Consider the following 20,349-nt stretch of genomic DNA (forward strand, 5'->3'; position numbering starts at 1 on the left):
GGAGGAGGGCGCGACCCCCGCCCTGACGCCCGACCGCAGCCGCATTCCGATCCTGCCCGCCCGCGACGGCGCAGGCCGCATGCTCGCCTCCTGGGAGGGCCTGCCGGAAGCCTCATACGCCTCTCTGATCACCGGGATCGGCTTGAAGAAGATCGCCGTGACGGGGCTCGGCGCGCTGGAGGGCGGCGGCTCGGCGGGGGATTGGTGGACCTGGCCCAAGGAGACCCGCGAAGGCGCCCGCCGCGCCCGCACGATCTTCCTCAGCCGCTGCGAAGACGTGACGTTCTCGGGCGTCACAGTGCGGGATTCGCCCTCCTGGACGGTGCATCCCTTGCTCTGTCGCCGGGTTTCGGCCTTCGGCCTGCGCATTGAGAATCCGCCCGACAGCCCCAACACCGACGGCTTCGATCCCGAGATGTGCGCAGAGGTTCTGCTCGAAGGGCTGCATGTTTCGGTGGGCGACGATTGCGTGGCGGTGAAGGCGGGCAAGCGCGGGCCTCAGGGCGAGTCGGATCATCTGGCGCCCTGTTCGGGCTTGCGGATTCGTCATTGCCTGCTGGAGCGCGGACATGGCGGCGTGGTCATGGGCTCGGAGATGTCGGGCGGGGTGCGGGACGTCGGGATCGAGGATTGCGACTTCCTCGGCACGGATCGCGGCCTGAGGATCAAGACGCGCCGGGGCCGGGGCGGATCGGTCTCGGATTTGCGCCTGAGCCGCTCGGTCATGCGCCGGGTGGAGACCGGAATTTCGGTCAACAGCTTCTATTTCTGCGACCCGGACGGGACTTCGGATCTCGTGCAGTCCCGCGAGCCCCGTCCCGTGGACGACCTGACCCCCGCCATCTCCGGCCTCCGCATCGAGGATCTGCGCGTCGAGGAGGCGCGCATTGCGGCGGGCGCCTTCTTCGGCCTGCCGGAATCGCCTCTGCGCGGCGTGGAGATCCGCCGCCTGAGTCTGAGCCATGACGCCAGCCTGACGGGCGACGTGCCCGACATGGCGCTGCATCTGCCGAAGCTGCATCACGCGGGCCTCGTGGCCCAGTTCGCCGACCTCACGCTGGAAGAGACGGAAGTCCCCCTATCCATCCTCGGAGAATCCTCATGCTGACCGCCTGGTTCGACGCCTACGCCCGTGACTACCAGCCCTACAAGGGCGGTCCCTGGTGCTATGAGGACGGCTGCGTCTATCGCGGCCTCGGGCTGCTGCACGAGGCGACCGGAGATCCCCGCTGGCTGGAGCATCTGCGCCGTCTGATCGCGCCCCAGATCACGCCGGAGGGCGGACTGAAGGGCTACGAGATCCTGGAGTTCAACATCGACAACATCCTGTCGGGCCGGGCTCTGTTTCATCTGCGGCGCGCGACGGGCGATGAGGCCTGGCTCAGGCCGACGCATCTGCTCGGGAGCCAGTTGCGCGCCCATCCGCGCACGCGCTCGGGAGTCTACTGGCACAAGCTGCGCTATCCGGCGCAAGTCTGGCTGGACGGGCTCTACATGGGTCTGCCTTTCCAGATCGAATGGGCTCAGGCGACGGGCGACGAGGCCGCGGTCGCGGACGCTCTGCGCCAGATGGAGACCGCCCTTCGTCTGACCTGGCGCGCCGAGACCCGTCTTTACGTCCATGGCGTGGACGAAGGGCGTCTGCAAGCCTGGGCCGATCCGGTCACGGGGCAGTCTCCGGCGCATTGGGCGCGGGCGCTCGGCTGGCTGGCCATGGCGCTCGTCGACGTGCTGGCGCTGGTCGGGCCCGAAGCCGCGCCGCAGATCGCGGAGCCCACGCGGCGCCTCATGGCGCGGCTGCTCGAACTGGCGCGGCCTTCGGGGCTCTGGCTGCAGGTGATCGACCTCCCCGAGCTGCCGGGGAATTACGAGGAGAGTTCGGCTTCGGCCATGCTGGCCTATGCGTTGTATCGCGCGGCGGATCTGGGCCTCGCGGGGCCGGAGGCCGTCGCGGCGGCGCAAAAGGCCATGGCGGCTCTGGAGCGCGGCGCCCTGCGGCCCAAACCGGGCGGCGGGCTGGAGTTCGCGGGCGTCTGCCATGTGGCGGGCCTCGGCGGCTTCGGCGGCGCCTGGCGCAACGGAACTCCCGGCTATTACCTCACCGAGCAGGTGGTGGCCGACGACGCCAAAGGCGTCGGGCCGCTGATGATGGCCGCCGCCGAAGGGCTCAGACGGGCGAAGCGCGCGGCGGCGGAGTGAGTCAGGCGTCGCGCAGCGCCTCGCGCCAGAGGGCGGCGTAGGCGGCGAGAGCCGGAGCGGGCGGCGCGGTTTCTCTCGGCGGCGGAGCGGGGCGCGCGCCGGACTCCGCCAGCAGAGCCGCGCCGAGGGCGGTGCCCGTCGCGCCTTCCGAGGCTTCGACGGGGCGTCCGGAGGCGGCGGCCAGCATCGCGCGATATTCGGCGTTGCGGGCGAAAGGCCCCTCCACGAGGATGGGGCCGCGCGCGCCGATCATCGCGAGGCATTCGGCGGTCATGAGCGCCAGATAATAGGCGAGCCCCGCCGCCTCCTGAGCTTCGTCGGCGGGCGTAAAGCTCCAGCGGGCCTTGCGCCCCCGGAAAGGGCCGGAAGAGGGCTCCACCGCCGGAAGCAGCATGACTCCTCGCGCGAGCACCGCCGCCGCGGCTTCGGGCGTCGCGGCGAGGTCGCGGCCCTTGCGGATCAGCTCATGTTCCCGTCCGCCCATGAAGCGCGCCGAGGGCGTGGGGGCGCCATGGGCGTCGACGTTGATCAGGGCGTCGCGTCGGGGATCGAGGGCTTTCGGCTCCGCGCCGACGGCCATGCAGACGATCCATGTTCCCGTCGAGACCACCGAGAAAGGCCCCTCCCGCGCGGCGAGATGCGGATAGAGCGAGGCGTTGCTGTCATGCAGCCCGCAGAAGACGGGAGTCTCAGGGCGCAGGCCCGTCCGCGCCGCGACCTCCGGCAGGATCGGCCCGAGGATCTCCGTCGCGCGCCGCAGGGGCGGCATGAGCTTCCGCCAGCCCATGCGCGCCACGAGGGAGGAGAAATCCCCCGCATGCGGATTCCAGAGATCCGTATGGCAGCCGAGCGAGGTGGCCTCCACCGAGGGAACGCCGCTCAGGCGCATCATCCAGTATTGCGGATAGGTGAGGAGATGGACGGCGCGGGCGAAATCCTCGGGGAAGGCGCGGGCTTGCCAGTCAAGCTGCGCCCCGAGATTCAGGCCCATGGCCAGCCTCGGAGAGCCTGTTTCGGCGAAATCGGGGCGGAGGGCGTCGTAATCGCCCGGATCGAACTCATGTTCGTAATCGAGGATGGGAAGGACCAGATCTCCCGCCGCATCGACGAGGGCGCCCGTCGCGCCATGGGCCGCGATGGAGAGCGCGTCGATCTCATGCGCCGCCGCCAGATCCTTCAGCGAATCGAGGATGAAGGCCCAATGCTCCGCCGTGGGGTGATGCGGATAGGGCCCCGAGCGCGCGACGAGATTGGGCCGTCGCCGCAGGTCGATTTCGGCGCGGCGCTCCAGATCGACCAGCGCGAGCTTCACGTTGGTCTTGCCGAAATCCAGCACGGCGATCTTGCGGAGGGGCCTCATGGCAGATGGAACACCGTCTCGAGCGGAACGGAGACCGGGGATTGATCGGGGTTGGTCTCCATGAGATCGGCCATGAAGGCCCACCAGCGCTTCATGACCGGATGTCCCGGCAAAGCCTCCATGGCGTGATCCGCCCGCCGCCAGAGGACGCCGAAGAGCGTCCCCGTCTCGCGGTCGAGGTGGATGGAGTAATCCTGAACTCCCGCCTCATGGAGGAGATCCGCCAGCTCCGGCCAGATCTCGTCATGGCGGCGGCGATATTCGGCCTCGAAGCCGGGCTTGAGGCGCATCCTGAAGGCGTGTTTCTCCATCATCGCCGCATCCTCTCCAGAAGCCTGGGAAGCGCGATCACCGAGATCAGCAGGATTCCCACGAAAATCGACATCACCACGCCGGGCACGTTCAGCAATCCGAGTCCGAAGGTGATCAGACCCATGATCAGCGCCGCCAGCATCACCCCGAGGATCGTGCCGGAGCCGCCGGTGATCGCCACCCCGCCCAGAACCACCATGGTGATCACCTCAAGCTCCATGCCCATGCCGATGGAGGGCCGCGTGGAGCCGAGCCGCGAAGTCAGGCAGACCGAGGCGATCCCGGCCATGAGTCCGGTCAGCATGAACAGCGTCATGCGGATGCGGCGCACCCTCACGCCGGAGAAGGCGGCGGCGGTCGCGTTGTTGCCGATGGCGTAAATGCGGCGGCCGAAGTTCGTCCCATGAAGCAAGACGCCGTAGACCACGGCCAGAACCGCCAGAAGCGCCAGCTCGAAGGTGATCGCGCCCCAGACGTAGCCCTGGCCGAACCAGGCGAAGGAGGCCGGATAGCCGCCATAGGCCCCATCTCCGAGGATGATGTAGGCGATTCCGCGAAAGAGGCTCATCGTGCCGATGGTCGCCACGATGGAGGGCAGCCCCAGGCCCGCCACGAGGAAGCCGTTGAAGGCGCCGCAGGCCAGCCCCACGCCCGCGCCGATCAGCACGAGCCCCGTGGTCTCGACGCCCATCTGGCGGGCGGCGCCCATGGCCACCGAGGCCAGAGCGATGATCGCGCCCACGGAGAGGTCGATTTCGCCCGCGATGATGAGCAGGGCCATGGCCAGAGCGATCATCGCCTTTTCGGTGAAGTTGAAGGTGGCGTCCGAGAGATTCCACGGATCGAGGAAATAAGGCGAGGCCAGAGCGTTGAAGGTGAAGATCGCCGCGGCCACCGCGAGGAGCAGCGTCTCCCAGCTTTTCAGGCGGCGCAGGAAAGAGCCGTTGAGGCGATCAGGGATATGGCGAGGGGTCGGAGCCATGGTCATGACGCGGCTCCCGAAGACTGGATGACGGGGGCGGCGGATTGCGCCGATTTCAGGATGATCCGGCCCTTGCGGCGTTCGGCGCGGGCGTTGAAAGCGACGGCCAGCAGGATCGCCGCGCCGGAGATGGCCATTTGCCAGAAAGGCGAGATCCCGGCGACTGGAAGAGCGTTCTTGATCGCGCCGAGGAAGAAGGCGCCGAGCAGCGCCCCGGCCACGGTCCCCATGCCTCCGGCGATGGAGATTCCGCCGATCACGCAGGCGGCGATCACGTCGAGCTCGAAGCCCTGCGCGACCTCGGTGTAGGCCACGGCGTAGCGGCTCACCCAGAGATAGCCGCAGAGTCCCGCCAGGCCGCCGTTGATCGTGAAGGCCCAGAAGCGCGTGCGTCCGACCGAAATCCCCGTATAGACGGCGGCGTGTTCGTCTCCGCCCACGGCGTGGAAGGCCCGTCCGAGCGCCGTCCGCCCGATGAGCAGGACGAAGACCGCGATCGCCGCGATCGCGATCCATGAGAGGACCGGCAGGCCCAGGACCACCTCGCGCGGAAAGGCCTTGAAGGCGGGGCTCATCTGATGGGCGTTGACCCAGGCCCCGCCCGACAACAGGAAGATCGAGCCGCGATAGATGGTCATCGTCCCCAGAGTGACGACGATGGAGGGCAAGGCCAGCTTCCAGACGAGAATCCCGTTGAAGGCCCCGAGCGCCATGCCCATCCCCGCCGCGAAGAGCAGCAGGAGGCCCACCGGAATCCCCGGCAGGGCGGCGTTGAGCATGGCGGTCGCCATGCCCGTCAGGGCGAGGTTGGCCGCCACGGAGAGATCCACGCAGCGCGTCAGGATCACCGCCATCTGTCCGAGCGCCAGAATGATCAGAATGGCGCTGTCGTGGAAGATCGCCGCGAGATTGGCGGGGCTCCCGAAGCTCGGGAAGCGCGCGCGGACCAGCAGGATCAGCAGCAGGATCGCCAGAAACAGCAGGAACTCCCGGCGTTTGAGAAGGGCGCTCATGAGGCCCCTCCTGCGCCGATTCCGGCTGCGGCGCGCACGAGGATCTCCGGCGTCAGGCCCGCGCGGGGATATTCCCCGACCATCCTTCCCTCGCGCATGACGATCACCCGATCCGACATCCCGAGGATCTCCGGGATCTCCGAAGAGACCATGATCACCGCCAGCCCCTCGGCGGCGAGTTCGGCCATGAATTCATGCACCGCCGCCTTGGACCCGACGTCCACGCCTTTGGTGGGCTCGTCGAGGATGATGATCTTCGGTTGCGTGGCGAGCCATTTCCCGATCACCACCTTCTGCTGATTGCCGCCCGACAGCAGTCCGAGCGGCTGATCGAGGCTGGCGGCGCGCAGATCCAGCCTTTCGGCGTAATGGCGCGTGAGGGCGAATTCCTCGGCCTTGCGCAGGAGGCCCGCCCGCGAGATCCGCCCAAGCGAGGGCAGGGTGAGGTTCTGGAAGATGGGCAGAGCCCGCACGGCGCCTTGCAGGCCGCGATCCTCGGGGGCGTAGACCAGCCCGGCTTCGACGGCTTCGGCGGGCGAACGCGGACTGCGCTCCTCGCCCGCGATGCGGCAGATCCCCGCCGAAGGCCGCGAGATTCCGAACAGCGCCTGCATCAGCTCGGAGCGCCCCGCCCCGACCAGCCCGTAAAATCCGAGGATCTCGCCGCGCCGCAGAGTGAAGCTCACATCCGCGAACTCCGTCGGATGGGAATAGCCGGAGACGCTGAGGATCTCCTCGCCGATCTGCGGAGTCCGGACGGGAAAGATGCTGTCCATGGCGCGGCCCACCATCATCTCCACGAGGCGGCGCTCGTCGATCTCGGACATCAGCCCCGCCCCGACCATGCCGCCGTCGCGGAAGACGGCGTAGCGGTCGGCGATGCGGAAGATCTCGTCGAACTTGTGGCTGATGAAGAGGATGGCCTTGCCCTGAGCCTTCAGCCGCTCGACCAGCTCGTAAAGCTCGCCGATCTCCTTGTGCGAGAGGGCGGCGGTGGGCTCGTCCATGATGACCACGCGGGCCTCCACCGAGAGCGCCCGGGCGATGGCGACCAGATGCTTGCTGGCGATGCCGAGATCCTTCAGCGGAGCGTCGGGATCGAGATCGGCGCCGATCCGCGCGAGGATCTCCCGCGCCTCGCGGCGCATGCGCGGCCAGTCGATGAGGCCGAAGCGGTTGAGCGGCGCATGGCCGAGGAAGATGTTCTCCGCCACGCTCAATTCGTCGAAGAGCACGGTCTCCTGATGGATCGCCGTGACGCCTTCGGCCGCCGCCGCCGCCGCTGTGGGAAAACGCGCCACGCGGCCCCCGACGCGGATTTCGCCTTCATCGGGCTGATGTACGCCGGTCAGCAGCTTCACCAGAGTGGATTTTCCGGCGCCGTTCTCGCCGATCAACGCCGTGACCTGGCCGGGATAGAGATCAAGCTCGACGCCCTGAAGCGCCTTCACGCCGGGGAAGCTCTTCACGATTCCGCGCAGGCTCAGCACGGGCCCGGCGGAGACGGAGAAAGGCGCGTCGGCCGCAGAAGCGGCGACGAGAGGCTCGGCGGCCATGGAGTCCTCCTGAACGAAGGATGCGGGGAAAAGGCCCGCCGGAGGGCTCCGGCGGGCGGGAGTCGTCGTCAGGAAGGGGTCAGAAGACGGTCTTGAACTCTTCGATGTTCGAGGCGTCGTATTTGAAGGGCGTGGACATGGCCGCTTCATTGGCGTCGTCCAGCGTGACGCTTCCCATGCGCCCGATGGAGATCACCGCGCCGGGCTTGGCCTCGGCCTTGTCGGTGGCCAGCTCATAGGCCAGATAGGCCGCCGAATAGCCGAGATCCACCGGATTCCAGATCGCGAAGGATTTCGAGGCCCCGCTCTCGACGGCGCCCGCCATCTCGGAGGGCAGCCCCAGCCCGGTGACGTTCACCTTGCCGATCTTGCCCGCGTCGGCCACGGCCTGAGCCGCCGCCACGATCCCGACCGAGGTCGGCGCGATGATCGCGTCGAGGTCCGGGTAAGTCTGGAGCAGGCCCTGGGTCTCGCGATAGGACTTGTCCGCGAGATCGTCGCCGTAGACCGTCGCGACGAGCTTGATGTCGGGATATTGGTCCATGACCTTGTTCATCTCGGAGATCCAGATGTTCTGGTTCGTCGAGGTGGAGGTGGCCGACAGCACCGCGACTTCGCCGCCTTCGGGCAATTCGTCGGCGGCGAGCTTGATGATGGTCTGGCCGATCAGCTCGTTGGAGGAGGGCGCGAGATGCAACTCGCGGCCGTCCCTGGCGACGCCGGAATCCCAGGAGATCACCGTGATTCCGCGCTGCATGGCGCGCTTGAGCGCCGGAGCCACGGCGTCGGGGTCGTTGGCCGAGATGGCGATGGCGTTCACGCGCTGGGCGATGAGCGCGTTGATCACCTCGATCTGACCCTCAGCCGTGGTGGAGGTCGGGCCGGTGTAGATGATCTGGACGTTCCCCAGCTCTTTGGCGGCCTCTTCGGCGCCGCGGTTGGCGGCCTCGAAGAAGCCGTTGCCGAGCGATTTGGCGACCAGAGCGATCCGCACCGGATCCTGCGCCCAGGCGGCTGAGCTCGTCAGGCTCGCGGCGAGGGCCGCGCCGATCATGAGTTTTTTGGCGAACATGCCTGTTTCCTCCCAGAAACATGATTCTGCTTCTCCGCCCGCCTGATTTTTCCGGCGCGCGTCTCGTCATCCTTCGGCGGCTTCGGCCTCCGGTTCCTCTCCCCTGGCCGAGCGCGCGACCGGCGCGACGATCAGCCGGACTCCGGCGTCGGCGAGCATCTGCGCATGACGATCCTCGATCCCGTCATCCGTGACGACGCTGTGGATCCGCGTCAGCGGACAGAGGATCAGCGCCGAGCGCCGGGAGAATTTCGCGCTGTCCACCAGCAGGACCAGTTCGTCGGCCTGGCCGAGGAGCTTCTCCTCGGCGTGGATGATCAGCGGATCTTGCTCCATCACCCCGAGCGGCCCGATTCCCTGCGCGCCCATGAACATGCGGCGAGCGTAGAAATTGCGGATCACGTCGTTCTCGAAGGGCGAAAGCACGATGTTCTGTTCGCGGTAGATCGTCCCGCCGGGGAGCATCACGGTGTTCTTCGTGTGGTTCAGCAGATGCTCGGCGATGGGGAAGGAGTTGGTCAGGATCTGGAGCCGCCGCGTCGCGAGCGGATGGACCATCTGGAAGGTGGTGGTGCCCCCGTTGATGATGATCGTGTCGCCATCCTCGCAGAGATCCGCCGCCGCCTTGGCGATTGCGCGTTTCTGAGCGATGTTGATCGAAATATTCACCGAGAAGGGCCGTCCGTTCAGGGCGGTCACATGGGCCGGAGTCAGAGCCTCGGCCCCGCCGCGCACCCGACGGAGCTTCTTCTTCAGGTGAAGCTGGGCGATGTCGCGGCGAATGGTGGCCTCGGAGCTTTCGGTCAACTCCACGAGCTCGGCCACCGAAGCGAAGGGCTTCGACTGGACGGCGGAGAGAATGACTCGATGGCGCTCGGTTTCGTGCATGGGGCGACTCCTTGAGGATCAGGATCGGGCGAGTTTCTGGCGTTGTCAATCAATTTCGATCATTTAATGTCTTTTCGCAGGTGCAATATGATTGATTATGATCGTTTTCGATTGACTTATGCGCGGCTCTGAGGAAAGCCTCGGCGGAAGGCCCTTCCCTGTCCTCAGAACCAATTCCCTCAGGAGCATATCCCAATGTCCGATCTTGCGCCCTCCAATCGTCTGGAGATTCTGTGGGACGACGCCAAGGCGGCGGGCATGAGCGAATCCGGAAAGCTGCTCTATCGCTCGAATCTGCTCGGCTCCGACAAGCGCGTGACCAATTACGGCGGGGGCAACACCTCGGCCAAGGTCATGGAGGCCGATCCGCTCTCGGGCGAGCCGGTCGAAGTGCTGTGGGTCAAGGGCTCGGGCGGCGACATCGGCTCGATGAAGATGGACGGCTTCTCCACGCTCTACATGGACAAGCTGCGGGCCCTGAAGGGGAAATACCGCGGCCTCGCCCATGAGGACGAGATGGTGGGCTATCTGCCCCATTGCACCTTCAACCTCAACGCCCGCGCCGCCTCCATCGACACGCCCCTGCACGCCTATGTCCCGCGCAAACATGTGGACCACGTGCATTCGGACGCCATCATCGCCATCGCCGCCTCCGCCGACTCCAGAGCCCTGACGCAGGAGATCTTCGGCGAGGACATCGGCTGGCTGCCCTGGAAGAAGCCGGGCTATGAGCTGGGGCTCTGGCTGGAGAAATTCGCGACCGAGAATCCGCAGGCGCGGGGCTGCGTGCTCGAATCGCATGGGCTCTTCACCTGGGCCGACGACGCCAGGGACTGCTATCTGACCACGCTGGAGATCATCAACAAGGCTTACGCCTGGCTCGAACAGAGGACGGCGGGCGTCCCTGTCTTCGGCGGCGCAGCAAAGCCGACCCTGCCGCCCGAAGAGCGTCGCCGCATCGCCGCGCGGCTGATGCCGGTCATTCGCGGGCTGATCTCGAAGGAGCGCCACAAGGTCGGGCATTTCGACGACCAGCAGGCGGTGCTCGAGTTCGTCGGCTCAAGGCGGCTGGAGGAGCTGGCGGCGCTCGGCACCTCCTGCCCGGACCATTTCCTGCGCACCAAGATCCGGCCTCTGGTGGTGGATTTCGATCCCGCCGCGCCGGATCTGGAGAAGACCCTCGCCGGACTCCCCGCCGCCGTCGAGTCCTATCGTCAGGATTACGCCGCCTATTACGAGCGCTGCAAACGTCCCGATTCTCCGGCCATCCGCGACCCCAATGCGGTGATCTATCTGGTTCCGGGGGTGGGGATGATCTCCTTCGCGCTGGACAAGGCCACGGCGCGGATCTCGGGCGAATTCTACGTCAACGCGATCAACGTCATGCGCGGAAGCTCGGCGATCAGCGAATATCGCGGCCTGCCCGAGCAGGAGGCCTTCGACATCGAATACTGGCTTCTGGAGGAGGCCAAGCTCCAGCGCATGCCCAGGCCGAAAAGCCTCGCGGGGCGCGTGGCGCTGATCACCGGCGCGGCGGGCGGCATCGGGGCGGCCACGGCGCGCAAATATCTGGCGGAAGGCGCCTGCGTCATGCTGGCCGACATCGACGCCGCCGCTCTGGAGGAGGTGCGCCAGGGTTTCGCCGGAGGCTTCGGCGCCGACGTGGTGCGGAGCGTCGCGCTCAACGTCACCGACGAGGCGGGCGTGATCGGGGCCTATGCGGAGGTCGCGCGGGAGTTCGGCGGCGTGGACATCCTCGTCTCCAATGCGGGCATCGCCTCTTCGGCGCCGGTCGAGGAGACCACGCTTGAGCTCTGGAACAGGAACATGTCCATCCTCTCGACGGGCTATTTCCTCGTCAGCCGCGAGGCCTTCAAGCTGCTGAAGGCTCAGGGGATCGGGGGCGCCGTCGTCTTCGTGGCCTCCAAGAACGGACTTGCGGCCTCGCCGGGGGCCTCGGCCTATTGCACGGCCAAGGCCTCGGAGATCCACCTCGCCCGCTGCCTCGCGCTGGAAGGCGCGCCCGCCGGAATCCGCGTCAATGTGGTGAACCCCGACGCGGTGCTGCGCGGCTCGAAGATCTGGTCCGGCGAATGGCTGGATCAGCGCGCCTCCACCTACAAGACCGACAAGGAAGGCCTCGAGGAGATGTATCGTCAGCGCAGCCTGCTGAAGCGCTCGGTGCTGCCCGAGGACATCGCCGAGGCCAATTACTTCTTCGCCTCCGATCTCAGCGCCAAATCCACGGGCAACATCGTCAATGTGGACGCGGGCAACGTCCAGGCCTTCACGCGCTGAACCGCCGGAAAGGGAGGAAACCATGAAGATTCAGGACTCCGTCCTCGGCGAGGCGAACGCCCGCCGCGAAGCCGATCTGCGCCGCGATTACGAAAGCCTCGGCGAGCGTCTGGCGCGGCGCGGAATTGCAATCGACGCGATCAAGGCGAAGATCGCGGCCTTTGGAATCGCGCTCCCGAGCTGGGCGGCGGGCACGGGCGGCACGCGCTTCGCCCGTTTCCCCGGCGCGGGCGAGCCGCGCGACGTCTTCGACAAGATCGACGATTGCGGCGCAGTCCATCGCCTGACGGGGCTGGCTCCGGCGATTTCGCTGCATATCCCCTGGGACAAGGCGGATCCGGCGGCGCTTCTGGCGCGGGCGGGCGAGCATGGGCTGATCTTCGACGCGGTGAACTCCAACACCTTTCAGGATCACCCGGATCTCCCTCTGAGCTTCAAATACGGCTCGCTTTCGCATGTGGACAAGGCCGTGCGGGATCAGGCCGTGGCGCATAATCTGGATTGCGTCGAGCTGGGGCGGAAGATCGGCTCGAAGGCGCTGTCCATCTGGATCGGCGACGGCTCGAACTTCCCCGGACAAGCCGACTTCACTCGTCAGCTCGACCGCTATCTGGAAAGCGCCCACCGCATTTACGCGGGCCTCCCGGAGGATTGGCGGCTCTTCGTCGAGCATAAGATGTATGAGCCCGCCTTTTACTCCACCGTGGTTCAGGATTGGGGCACGAGCTATCTCATCGCGCAGGAGTTGGGCGCAAAAGCCGCTTGCCTCGTGGATCTCGGGCATCATGCGCCGAACGTGAACATCGAGATGATCGTGGCGCGGCTGATCCGCTTCGGCAAGCTGGCGGGCTTTCACTTCAACGACAGCAAATACGGCGACGACGATCTCGACGCGGGCGTGATCGACCCTTACCGGCTCTTCCTCGTCTTCAACGAATTGGTCAACGCCGAGGGGACGCCCGGCTTTTCTCCCGCCTATATGCTGGACGAAAGCCATAACGTCACCGATCCGCTGGAGAGCATGATGGCTTCGGCCATGGAGGTGGCGCGCGCCCATGCTCAGGCGCTGCTGGTGGATCGCGCGGCCCTGCGCGCCCATCAGGAGAGCAACGACGCCCTCATGGCCTCCGAGACTCTGAAGACCGCCTTCCGCACCGACGTCGAGCCGATCCTCGCCATGGCGCGTCTGGAGAAGGGCGCCGCCATAGATCCCGTGGCCGCCTTCCGCGCTTTGGGCTATCGGGCTCAGGCGGCGGCGCAGCGTCCGAAGGTTTCGGGCGCGGGCGGCGGCATCGTCTGAACATCGGGGCGATCTTGCGAGGTCGCCCTGAAAATATATGATAAGTGGAGAAAATATCCGCAAAATCATCATATCAATATTGCTTTTCCTGGCCTCCCATGCTCTGCTGATCTTCAGAAACGGCGTTTCGAATCCGCAAGGCCGGATTCCACATCGACCGGACATCTTCAGGGAGAAACGACGATGGATCCTTTGCTCCGGCGCAAGGAGCGCTTCGTCTCGCGCGGCGAAGTCGAGGAGTTGATCCGGCGTCTGGCCGCGAACCTCACCGCGATCAAAGACGAGACCGGCGAATTCCTGCTCCATCTGGAGGACGGCCGCGTCATCGACACCCGCGGCTGGAGCGGATGGGAATGGACTCATGGCGTCGGGCTCTACGGGCTCTTCAACGCCTGGAGGCTCTCGCAGGATCCGGCGCTTCTGCGGATCATCCTCGACTGGTTCGAGGCGCGTTTCGCTGAAGAACAAGCCACCAAGAACATCAACACCTTCGCGCCTTTCCTGACTCTCGCCTCCCTGCACGAGATGCGGCCGAATCCCGCCTGGATCCCCTATCTGGAGACCTGGGCCGAATGGGCCATGCATGAGCTGCCCAGGACGAAGGAAGGCGGCTTCCAGCACATCGTCTACAACAGCGTGAACCCGCAGCAGATGTGGGACGACACGCTGATGATGAGCGTGATGCCTCTGGCGAAGATCGGGCTGGTCCTGAACCGCCCCGAATATGTGGAGGAGGCGAAATATCAGTTCCTCATCCACGCCCATCATCTCGCCGACCGCGCGACGGGACTCTGGTTCCACGGCTGGACCTTCGACGGCGATCATAATTTCGCCAGGGCCCTCTGGGCGCGCGGCAACAGCTGGATCACCATCGCGATCCCCGAATTCCTCGATCTGCTGAACCCGCCCGAGAACGACCCTCTGCGGCGACATCTGCTCTCCATCCTGCGCCGTCAGGCGGAGGCTCTGGCGCGGACGCAGGACGCCTCCGGCCTCTGGACGACCCTGCTCGACGATCCGCAGAGCTATCTGGAATCCTCGGCGGCGGCGGGCTTCGGCTATGGCCTGATGAAGGCCGTGCGCAAGGGCTATCTCGGGCGGGAATATCTCCCCGTGGCGGAGAAGGCGGTCAAGGGCGTGATCGGCAAGATCGACGCCTCCGGCGAATTGCGTCAGGTCTCCTTCGGGACGGCCATGGGCGCCGACCTCGATTATTACCGGGGAATCCGCCTCACCTCGACGCCCTATGGACAGGCCATGGCGCTGCTCTGCCTCTCCGAGCATCTGCGCTCCTATATCTGACGCCTTCCGGCGCGCTTGTATCTGGCGCCTTCCGGCGCAATGGAGAATCCTCAATGTCCGGCTCCGCGACTTCGGAAATCACGCTGGCCTATATCGGCGGCGGCTCTCTGAACTGGGCTCAGGTGCTGATGGCCGACCTCGTCCATGACGGAACGGTCTCCGGCGAGATCCGCCTCTACGACCTCGACGAGGAGGCCGCCCGCCGCAACGCCGCCCTCGGCGAGCGCCTGTCTCGGGCTCATGGGCGGAATCTGCGCTACAAGGCGGTCCCGAAGCTCGCCGAAGCCCTGACCGGCGCGGATTTCGTGGTGGTCTCGATCCTGCCGGGCTCCTTCGAGGACATGGCTCAGGATCTCGGCTTGCCGGAAGGCGAGGGCGTCCGGCAATCGGTGGGCGACACGGTGGGGCCGGGCGGATTCCTCCGCGCCATGCGGGCCATTCCGCAGATGGCCGCCATCGGCGAAGCGATCCGCGCCCATGCGCCTCAGGCCTACGTCTGCAATCTGACCAATCCCATGTCGGTTCTGACCGGCGCGCTTCACGCCGCCTATCCGGGAATCAGGGCCTGGGGCGAATGCCATGAAGTGACCAAGCTGCGGCATATCCTCGCCTGGCTGGCCAACCGGAAGGCGGGAGAAATCCGCTACGACTTCCGCGACGTTCAGGCGAACGTGCTGGGCGTGAATCACTTCACCTTCGTGGATCGGGCCTTCGTCGGCGGAGAGGACATGCTCCCGGCTTATCTCGCCTTCGCGGCGGAGCATCGGGCGAAGGGCTGGCGGCCTGCGCCGCTGGATCCGGAGAACGAGGTCCAGCGCTATTTCGAGGACGTCAACCGCGTGAAGTTCGACCTCGCGGCGCGTTTCGGGATCGCGGCGGCGGCGGGAGACCGCCACCTCGCCGAGTTCCTGCCTGCGAGCTGGTATCTCGGCGACAACGAGGGCTGGGGCTTCGGCCTGACGCCCGTCTCCTGGCGCCGCAAGGATCGCGACGCCCGACGCGCCGCCGCCCGGGAGGCGCAGCAGACCAATGAGGCGCCGCCTCTGCGCGCGGCTTCGGAAGAGGCGCTCGTCGCCCAGATCCGGGCTCTGACGCGGGGCGAAACCCTGGTCGTCAACGCCAATCTCCCCAATCGCGGCCAGCTTGAGGGCTTCGCGCCGGGAACCATCGTCGAGACCAACGCCCTGTTCTCGGGTCTGGGCGTGCAGGCGGTCGCGGCGGGGCGTCTGCCTCCGGCGGTGGAGGCGCTCGTCAAGCCCCATGCGGATCGTCAGAACGCCGTGCTTGCGGCGGTTCTCGCGGAGGACGCCCCGACGCTGGAGGGGCTTTTCCTCTCCGATCCGCTCAATGCGCCCCTGGGGCCCGATCGCGCCGCCGGGCTCTTCCGGGCCATGGCGGCCGCCACCGCCGAACGCCTGCCGCCCGCTCTGCGCAGATACGGCTGAGGGGTCTCGTTCACATCACGGGGCGCCCGCCAGAGGCGCCTTTTCGGGAGGAAACCAATGACAAGGACCATCTTCGGCGCCTTCGCGCTGAGTCTCGGCTTCGTCGGCGCGGCTTCGTCGGCGGAGCTGCGCATGTCCTGGTGGGGCGGCGACGGACGCCACGTCGCCACTCAGGAGGCCCTGAAATATTGCGGCGGCAAGCTCGGCCACAGCGTCAAGCCGGAGTTCGCCGGCTTCGAAGGCTATCTGGAGCGCCTCAGCACCCAGCTCGCGGGCCGCACCGAAGCCGACATCCTGCAGGTGGACTGGCCCTGGCTGCATCAGTTCTCGCGCGACGGCTCGGGCTTCGCCGATCTGCGGGAGCTCGCGGACTCCATCGACCTCGACCAGTGGAACGAAGGCCAGCTCGCCCCCGTCACCCTGAACGGCAAGCTGAACGGCGCGCCCGTCTCGGTGACCGGCGCCATTCCCTTCTTCAACGTCGAGGCCTTCAGGCGCCATGGCCTCGACCTGCCGAAGACCTGGGAGGATCTCGCCGCTGCGGCCAGGGTGATGAATCCCGAGGGCGCCTGGCCCTATGACGCCACCAAGGTGATCCTCATGTTCACCATCGAGTCCCTGACGGCGCAAGCCTCCGGCCTGGAGTTCGTCGATCCCGAGACGGGCGAGATCGCCTGGACGAAGGAGGATCTCGTCAAGGCGCTGAACCATTATCGATGGATGGTGGATCAGGGGATCCTGCGGCCCTGGCGGACGGCGGCGGCGGTCGGCAACGTCGAGGTCTTCGACGATCCGGCCTGGGGCGAAGGCCGGGTCGGGGGCACGCTCTTCTGGGATTCGACCTACTCCAAATTCAACGACCCGATCCGCGAAGGACATCTGGAGCCCGTCCCGCCGATGCGCATCGAGGGCGCGAAGACGGACGGACTCTACAAGAAGCCTTCCATGGTCTTCGCGGTGTCGCGCAACTCCCGCGATCCGAAGGCCGCCGCCCAGGTGATCGACTGCCTGCTGAACGATCCCGAGGCGATCCGGATCCTCGGCGTCAGCCGGGGCCTGCCCGCCTCCGCCGTGGCGCGCCGGACGCTGGAGGAGGCCGGACAGCTCGGCGCGGCCAACGTCGAGGCGGCGCGGATCGTGGCCGAAGCCACCGGACCCGCCATGTCGCCCCTGATCGAGCATCCGGCGGTTCAGGAGGTCTTCCTCACCAACATCGAGGAATTCGCCTATGGCCGCGTGACCGCCGAAGAGGCCGCCGACCGGATCCTGAGCGATCTGCGCCGCGCCCTGCGCCGACTCTGAGGGAGAGGGCCCGCTTCAGCCCGGACGCCCGGACTCCGGAGCTTCCGACTCCTGAGGTTCGGGCGGGCGGTCGTCGAGGAGGATGCGTTCGGCGGCGCCGTCCATGTCGTCATACTGGCCGTCGCGCATCGACCAGAGGAAGGCCGCCAGGCCGACGATTCCCATCGCCAGGGCGATGGGCAGCAAAAGCGCCATGTTCAGCATGATCCGCCTCCCTGGAGGGCAGGGGGGCGGGCGCCTCCGGACGAGACGCCCGCTTCGACCCTCCGCCGAGCCGCAGCGCGTTGAGCGCCACCAGCACCGAGGAGGAGGACATGGCCACGGCCGCCACCAGAGGCGTCACATGGCCCGTCATGGCGATGGGAGTCGCCACGACGTTGTAGAGGATCGCCATCGCGATGTTCTGGCGCACCAGAGAACCCGCCCGCCGCGCGATCGCCGCCGCATGGGGGACGGCGTTCAGGCTCGGGCGCAGGAAGACGAAATCCGCCGCGTTGCGCCCGATGTCCGCCGCTTCGGCGGGCGCCATGGAGACTTCGGCGGCCGAAAGCGCCGGAGCGTCGTTCAGGCCGTCGCCGATCATCAGCGGGCGGCGGCCCTCGGCGCGCAGAGCCTCCAGACGGGCGATCTTTGCGCCGGGACGGGCTCCGGCGCGGAAGGTCTCGATCCCCAGCGCCTGGGCGACCGCCTCGACGCGGGGGGCCTCGTCGCCTGAAACGATCTCCACGGAGAAGCCCTGCGCCTTCAGCGCCGCCACGGCCTCCGCCGCGCCCTCGCGCAGGGTTTCGGCGAAGGAGAAGGCCGCCAGAAGCTCGCCGTCGCGGGAAAGGACGCTCTGCGCCTCCGGAGCCTCCGCCGGATCCTTCAACGCCCAGTCGCGCCGCCCGAGCCGATATTCCCGACCCTCCGCGAGGCCCGTCAGGCCGAGTCCCGGAAGCTCGCGGATCTCCGTGAACTCCGGAGCCTGGCCTTCGCGCTCCCGGGCGGCCCGCGTCAGGGCTCGCGAGAGCGGATGGGTCGAGCGCGCGGCGAGCCTCCCCGCGACGACCAGGGCGCCCGGCTCGGCCTCGCGCCAGCCGGAGAGCCGCGGCGCGCCGTCGGTGAGGGTGCCGGTCTTGTCGAGGACCACGGCGTCGGCGGTCTCCAGCCGCTCCAGCGCCGAGCCGTCGCGCATCATGATTCCGGCTTCAAAGAGCCGTCGCGCCGCCACCACCTGAGTCATGGGCACCGCCAGCCCCAGAGCGCAGGGACAGGTGATGATCAGAACCGCGATGGCGATGGTCGTCGCGCGATAGGGATCGCCGTCGAGGACCATCCAGAGGAGGAAGCTCCCGAAGGCCGCCAGATGCACCACCGGAGCGTAAAGCGCCGAAACCCGATCCGCGAGGCGCCGATAGCGCGCGCGGCCCGTCTCGGCGGCCTCCATCATGCGCAGCATCTCGCCGAGGAAGGAGTCTTCGGCGCCCGAGCGCGCGCGCGCCGTCAGCGGCCCCGCGAGGTTCAGGGCGCCCGCCTCCAGCTCCGCGCCTTCGGCCACGGGACGCGGCAGGCTCTCGCCGGTGACCACCGAGAGATCCGCCTCCGAGCGGCCTGCCTCGACGACGACGTTCACCGGAACGCGCGCCCCCGCCGGGATCAGCAGGCGGTCGCCGGGACGGATCTCCGCCAGAGGGACGAACTCCGCCTCGCCCGCTGCGTCCAGCCTGAGGGCGCCTTGCGGAATCAGCTTCGCCAGGCCCTGCACCGCCGAGCGCGCCCGCTCGCGCATCATGTGGTCGAGCGTCCGGCCCACGAGCAGGAAGAAGATCAGCGTGACGGCGGCGTCGTAATAGGCGTGCTGGCCCCCGACGGCGGTCTCGTAGAGGCTCAGGGCGAAGGCGAGGGCCACGCCCAGAGCGATGGGCAGATCCATGTTCATGCGTCCGCGCCGCAGCGCCGCCCAGGCCGACTGGTAGAAGACCCGCCCCGAATAGAGCAGCGTCGGCAGGGCGATCAGCGCCGAGATCGCATGAAAGGCGTCGCGGGCTCCGGCCTCGGCGCCGGACCAGACCGAAACCGAGAAGATCATGATGTTGCTGGAGGCGAAGCCCGCCACGGCGGTGGCCCGGATCAGATGCGCGAGGGTCTTGTCCTCGCGGGCGGCCTCGAAGGAAAAGGGCGTGGCGGCGTAGCCGAGCGACTCCAGCCGGGCGAGGAGCGGCGGCGGCGCCTCGCCGCGCCAGCGCACCGAGACCCGACGCGTCGAGAAGTTCACCCGCGCCCGCTCCACGCCCTCGAGCGCGCCGAGGCTCCGCTCGATCTTCGAGATGCAGGCGGCGCAATGGATGCCCGGAACCGAAAGATCCGTCTGGGTCAGCCCCTCGCCGACGGGACGGCTGACCAACGCCAGTTCGCGCGCCGCCAGAGCGGCGGGCGTGGCCTCCTCGCCGAGGAAAACCTCTCCGGGCGGCGCGCAGCAGGTCATGTCAGGCCTCTTCCGCCTGAGCCGGAGCCTCGGCGCCGATGAGTTCGGCGGCCTCTCCGCGCAGCGATTCATAGGCGCGCCAGGTGGCGTGGCCGATCAGCGGAAAGGCGATGATCAGCCCGAACAGCCCCGTCGCCAGAGAAAACGCGAAGGCCGCCAGAACGCAGGCGCCCCACGCCAGCATCGCGGGCAGATGCCGCCAGACCAGGGTCGCGCTCACGCCCATGGCGGTGAAGGCGTCGAGATCGCGCTCCCGGTCGAGCAGCATGGGCGCCGCGAAGGCTCCGATGGCGAAGGACAGGCCCGCGAAGAGCGCGCCCACCAGGCTCCCCGTCACCAGCATCCCGAGTCCGGCGGGCGTCGTGAAGAGCAGCTCCATCACCGATGAAAACTCGTTGGGCACGGGCTTCCAGCCGAGGAAGAGCGCCGCGATGATCGTCGCGGCCCGCATCCAGATCATCACGAGCAGCGCCAGCAGCGCCCCCACGAAGAGGATCTGTCCGCGATTGCGGAAGCCCGCTCCGAGCATCTCCCCGAGCGTGACGGATTCGCCGCGCTCCAGACGGCGGCTCTTCTCGTAGAGCCCCACCGCCACCACCGGTCCGAGGATCATGAAGCCCGCCAGAGCCGGAAACAGCGCATTGCCCCAGCCGACAAGGAAGATCGCGCCCACCATCGCCCAGGAGGCCAGGAAGACCGCCACGCCATAGCCGAAGCTGAGGCCCGGCTGAATCTTCGCGTCGGCCCATCCGGCGCGCAGCCAGGCGAAGGCCGCGTCGGTCGGGAGCCGCGCGGCTCCGGGCGGCGAGGCCGCTGCGGAAGAAGAGGTCATCTTCGTTCTCCTTTCTGCGCTTGC

Annotated in this window: 17 protein-coding genes; 7 read left to right on the top strand and 10 right to left on the bottom strand. The window is 67.4% G+C overall.

What is annotated here, in order from left to right; all coding sequences use genetic code 11:
- Both PHN62_RS06890 and PHN62_RS06895 read left to right on the top strand, forming a co-directional pair.
- A partial coding sequence (locus PHN62_RS06890) for a glycoside hydrolase family 28 protein (RefSeq protein ID WP_300148180.1) occupies positions 1-1,108 on the top strand: 1,108 nt, incomplete at its 5' end.
- Positions 1,102-2,199 (top strand): glycoside hydrolase family 88 protein, encoded by a 1,098-nt coding sequence (locus PHN62_RS06895; protein ID WP_300148183.1) that lies wholly within the window; start codon positions 1,102-1,104, stop codon positions 2,197-2,199. The genes PHN62_RS06890 and PHN62_RS06895, both read left to right, overlap by 7 nt.
- 1 nt (position 2,200) lies before the next feature.
- Here PHN62_RS06895 and PHN62_RS06900 read toward each other — a convergent pair whose 3' ends face one another.
- The 7 genes from PHN62_RS06900 to PHN62_RS06930 all read right to left on the bottom strand — a co-directional run bounded on the left by PHN62_RS06900 (position 2,201) and on the right by PHN62_RS06930 (position 9,382).
- Positions 2,201-3,559, bottom strand: a complete 1,359-nt coding sequence (locus PHN62_RS06900; protein WP_300148186.1) for an FGGY-family carbohydrate kinase — start codon at positions 3,557-3,559, stop codon at positions 2,201-2,203.
- Positions 3,556-3,870, bottom strand: coding sequence for an L-rhamnose mutarotase (rhaM, locus tag PHN62_RS06905; RefSeq protein ID WP_300148593.1), 315 nt, complete (start codon positions 3,868-3,870; stop codon positions 3,556-3,558). Before rhaM ends, PHN62_RS06900 begins: the two co-directional genes overlap by 4 nt.
- Positions 3,870-4,859, bottom strand: coding sequence for an ABC transporter permease (locus PHN62_RS06910; protein WP_300148189.1), 990 nt, complete (start codon positions 4,857-4,859; stop codon positions 3,870-3,872). The genes rhaM and PHN62_RS06910 overlap by 1 nt, the downstream gene beginning before the upstream one ends.
- Entirely contained in the window at positions 4,856-5,866 is a 1,011-nt protein-coding gene (locus tag PHN62_RS06915) for an ABC transporter permease (protein WP_300148191.1), read from the bottom strand. The genes PHN62_RS06910 and PHN62_RS06915 overlap by 4 nt, the downstream gene beginning before the upstream one ends.
- Entirely contained in the window at positions 5,863-7,422 is a 1,560-nt protein-coding gene (locus PHN62_RS06920; RefSeq protein ID WP_300148194.1) for a sugar ABC transporter ATP-binding protein, read from the bottom strand. The genes PHN62_RS06915 and PHN62_RS06920 overlap by 4 nt, the downstream gene beginning before the upstream one ends.
- Positions 7,423-7,501: 79 nt before the next feature.
- Positions 7,502-8,494: a rhamnose ABC transporter substrate-binding protein gene (gene rhaS / locus PHN62_RS06925; RefSeq protein WP_300148197.1), complete on the bottom strand. Its 993-nt coding sequence runs from the start codon at positions 8,492-8,494 to the stop codon at positions 7,502-7,504.
- Between the two features lie 66 nt (positions 8,495-8,560).
- Positions 8,561-9,382: a DeoR/GlpR family DNA-binding transcription regulator gene (locus PHN62_RS06930; protein WP_300148200.1), complete on the bottom strand. Its 822-nt coding sequence runs from the start codon at positions 9,380-9,382 to the stop codon at positions 8,561-8,563.
- A gap of 195 nt (positions 9,383-9,577) precedes the next feature.
- Here PHN62_RS06930 and PHN62_RS06935 point away from each other — a divergent pair, with 195 nt between their 5' ends.
- The 5 genes from PHN62_RS06935 (at position 9,578) to PHN62_RS06955 (ending at position 17,029) form a co-directional block, all read left to right on the top strand.
- Positions 9,578-11,680, top strand: coding sequence for a bifunctional rhamnulose-1-phosphate aldolase/short-chain dehydrogenase (locus PHN62_RS06935; RefSeq protein WP_300148203.1), 2,103 nt, complete (start codon positions 9,578-9,580; stop codon positions 11,678-11,680).
- 22 nt (positions 11,681-11,702) lie between these two features.
- The gene (rhaI, locus tag PHN62_RS06940; protein ID WP_300148206.1) at positions 11,703-12,980 is read left to right on the top strand and encodes an L-rhamnose catabolism isomerase; all 1,278 of its coding nucleotides are present in this window, start codon (positions 11,703-11,705) and stop codon (positions 12,978-12,980) included.
- A gap of 183 nt (positions 12,981-13,163) precedes the next feature.
- Complete coding sequence (locus PHN62_RS06945) at positions 13,164-14,282, top strand: glycoside hydrolase family 88 protein (RefSeq protein WP_300148209.1); 1,119 nt, start codon at positions 13,164-13,166, stop codon at positions 14,280-14,282.
- 53 nt (positions 14,283-14,335) lie between these two features.
- Positions 14,336-15,727 carry an alpha-galactosidase gene (locus PHN62_RS06950; protein ID WP_300148212.1) on the top strand — a complete coding sequence of 464 codons (1,392 nt, stop codon included), beginning with the start codon at positions 14,336-14,338 and terminating at the stop codon, positions 15,725-15,727.
- Between the two features lie 57 nt (positions 15,728-15,784).
- Positions 15,785-17,029, top strand: a complete 1,245-nt coding sequence (locus PHN62_RS06955; RefSeq protein WP_300148215.1) for an ABC transporter substrate-binding protein — start codon at positions 15,785-15,787, stop codon at positions 17,027-17,029.
- Between the two features lie 15 nt (positions 17,030-17,044).
- Here PHN62_RS06955 and ccoS read toward each other — a convergent pair whose 3' ends face one another.
- From ccoS to PHN62_RS06970, 3 genes are read right to left on the bottom strand one after another with little or no spacing between them, the layout of a single operon-like run.
- Positions 17,045-17,224, bottom strand: coding sequence for a cbb3-type cytochrome oxidase assembly protein CcoS (ccoS, locus tag PHN62_RS06960; protein WP_300148218.1), 180 nt, complete (start codon positions 17,222-17,224; stop codon positions 17,045-17,047).
- Positions 17,139-19,493, bottom strand: a complete 2,355-nt coding sequence (locus tag PHN62_RS06965; RefSeq protein WP_300148221.1) for a heavy metal translocating P-type ATPase — start codon at positions 19,491-19,493, stop codon at positions 17,139-17,141. The genes ccoS and PHN62_RS06965 overlap by 86 nt, the downstream gene beginning before the upstream one ends.
- Before the next feature lies 1 nt (position 19,494).
- On the bottom strand, positions 19,495-20,325 hold the full coding sequence (locus PHN62_RS06970) for a DUF2189 domain-containing protein (RefSeq protein WP_300148224.1): 831 nt from the start codon (positions 20,323-20,325) through the stop codon (positions 19,495-19,497).
- Between the last annotated feature and the right edge of the window lie 24 nt (positions 20,326-20,349).

Source organism: Neomegalonema sp. (genome assembly GCF_028688855.1).
GTDB lineage: Bacteria > Pseudomonadota > Alphaproteobacteria > Rhodobacterales > Rhodobacteraceae > Neomegalonema.

Excerpts from the sequence above, each read along its gene's own strand:
- rhaS (WP_300148197.1), bottom strand. The coding sequence starts at position 8,494 with ATGTTCGCCAAAAAACTCATGATCGGCGCGGCCCTCGCCGCGAGCCTG.
- PHN62_RS06950 (WP_300148212.1), top strand. The coding sequence starts at position 14,336 with ATGTCCGGCTCCGCGACTTCGGAAATCACGCTGGCCTATATCGGCGGC.
- PHN62_RS06965 (WP_300148221.1), bottom strand. The coding sequence starts at position 19,493 with ATGACCTGCTGCGCGCCGCCCGGAGAGGTTTTCCTCGGCGAGGAGGCC.
- PHN62_RS06955 (WP_300148215.1), top strand. The coding sequence starts at position 15,785 with ATGACAAGGACCATCTTCGGCGCCTTCGCGCTGAGTCTCGGCTTCGTC.
- PHN62_RS06915 (WP_300148191.1), bottom strand. The coding sequence starts at position 5,866 with ATGAGCGCCCTTCTCAAACGCCGGGAGTTCCTGCTGTTTCTGGCGATC.
- PHN62_RS06930 (WP_300148200.1), bottom strand. The coding sequence starts at position 9,382 with ATGCACGAAACCGAGCGCCATCGAGTCATTCTCTCCGCCGTCCAGTCG.
- PHN62_RS06945 (WP_300148209.1), top strand. The coding sequence starts at position 13,164 with ATGGATCCTTTGCTCCGGCGCAAGGAGCGCTTCGTCTCGCGCGGCGAA.
- ccoS (WP_300148218.1), bottom strand. The coding sequence starts at position 17,224 with ATGGCGCTTTTGCTGCCCATCGCCCTGGCGATGGGAATCGTCGGCCTG.
- PHN62_RS06910 (WP_300148189.1), bottom strand. The coding sequence starts at position 4,859 with ATGACCATGGCTCCGACCCCTCGCCATATCCCTGATCGCCTCAACGGC.
- rhaI (WP_300148206.1), top strand. The coding sequence starts at position 11,703 with ATGAAGATTCAGGACTCCGTCCTCGGCGAGGCGAACGCCCGCCGCGAA.
- PHN62_RS06970 (WP_300148224.1), bottom strand. The coding sequence starts at position 20,325 with ATGACCTCTTCTTCCGCAGCGGCCTCGCCGCCCGGAGCCGCGCGGCTC.
- PHN62_RS06900 (WP_300148186.1), bottom strand. The coding sequence starts at position 3,559 with ATGAGGCCCCTCCGCAAGATCGCCGTGCTGGATTTCGGCAAGACCAAC.
- PHN62_RS06935 (WP_300148203.1), top strand. The coding sequence starts at position 9,578 with ATGTCCGATCTTGCGCCCTCCAATCGTCTGGAGATTCTGTGGGACGAC.
- rhaM (WP_300148593.1), bottom strand. The coding sequence starts at position 3,870 with ATGGAGAAACACGCCTTCAGGATGCGCCTCAAGCCCGGCTTCGAGGCC.
- PHN62_RS06895 (WP_300148183.1), top strand. The coding sequence starts at position 1,102 with ATGCTGACCGCCTGGTTCGACGCCTACGCCCGTGACTACCAGCCCTAC.
- PHN62_RS06920 (WP_300148194.1), bottom strand. The coding sequence starts at position 7,422 with ATGGCCGCCGAGCCTCTCGTCGCCGCTTCTGCGGCCGACGCGCCTTTC.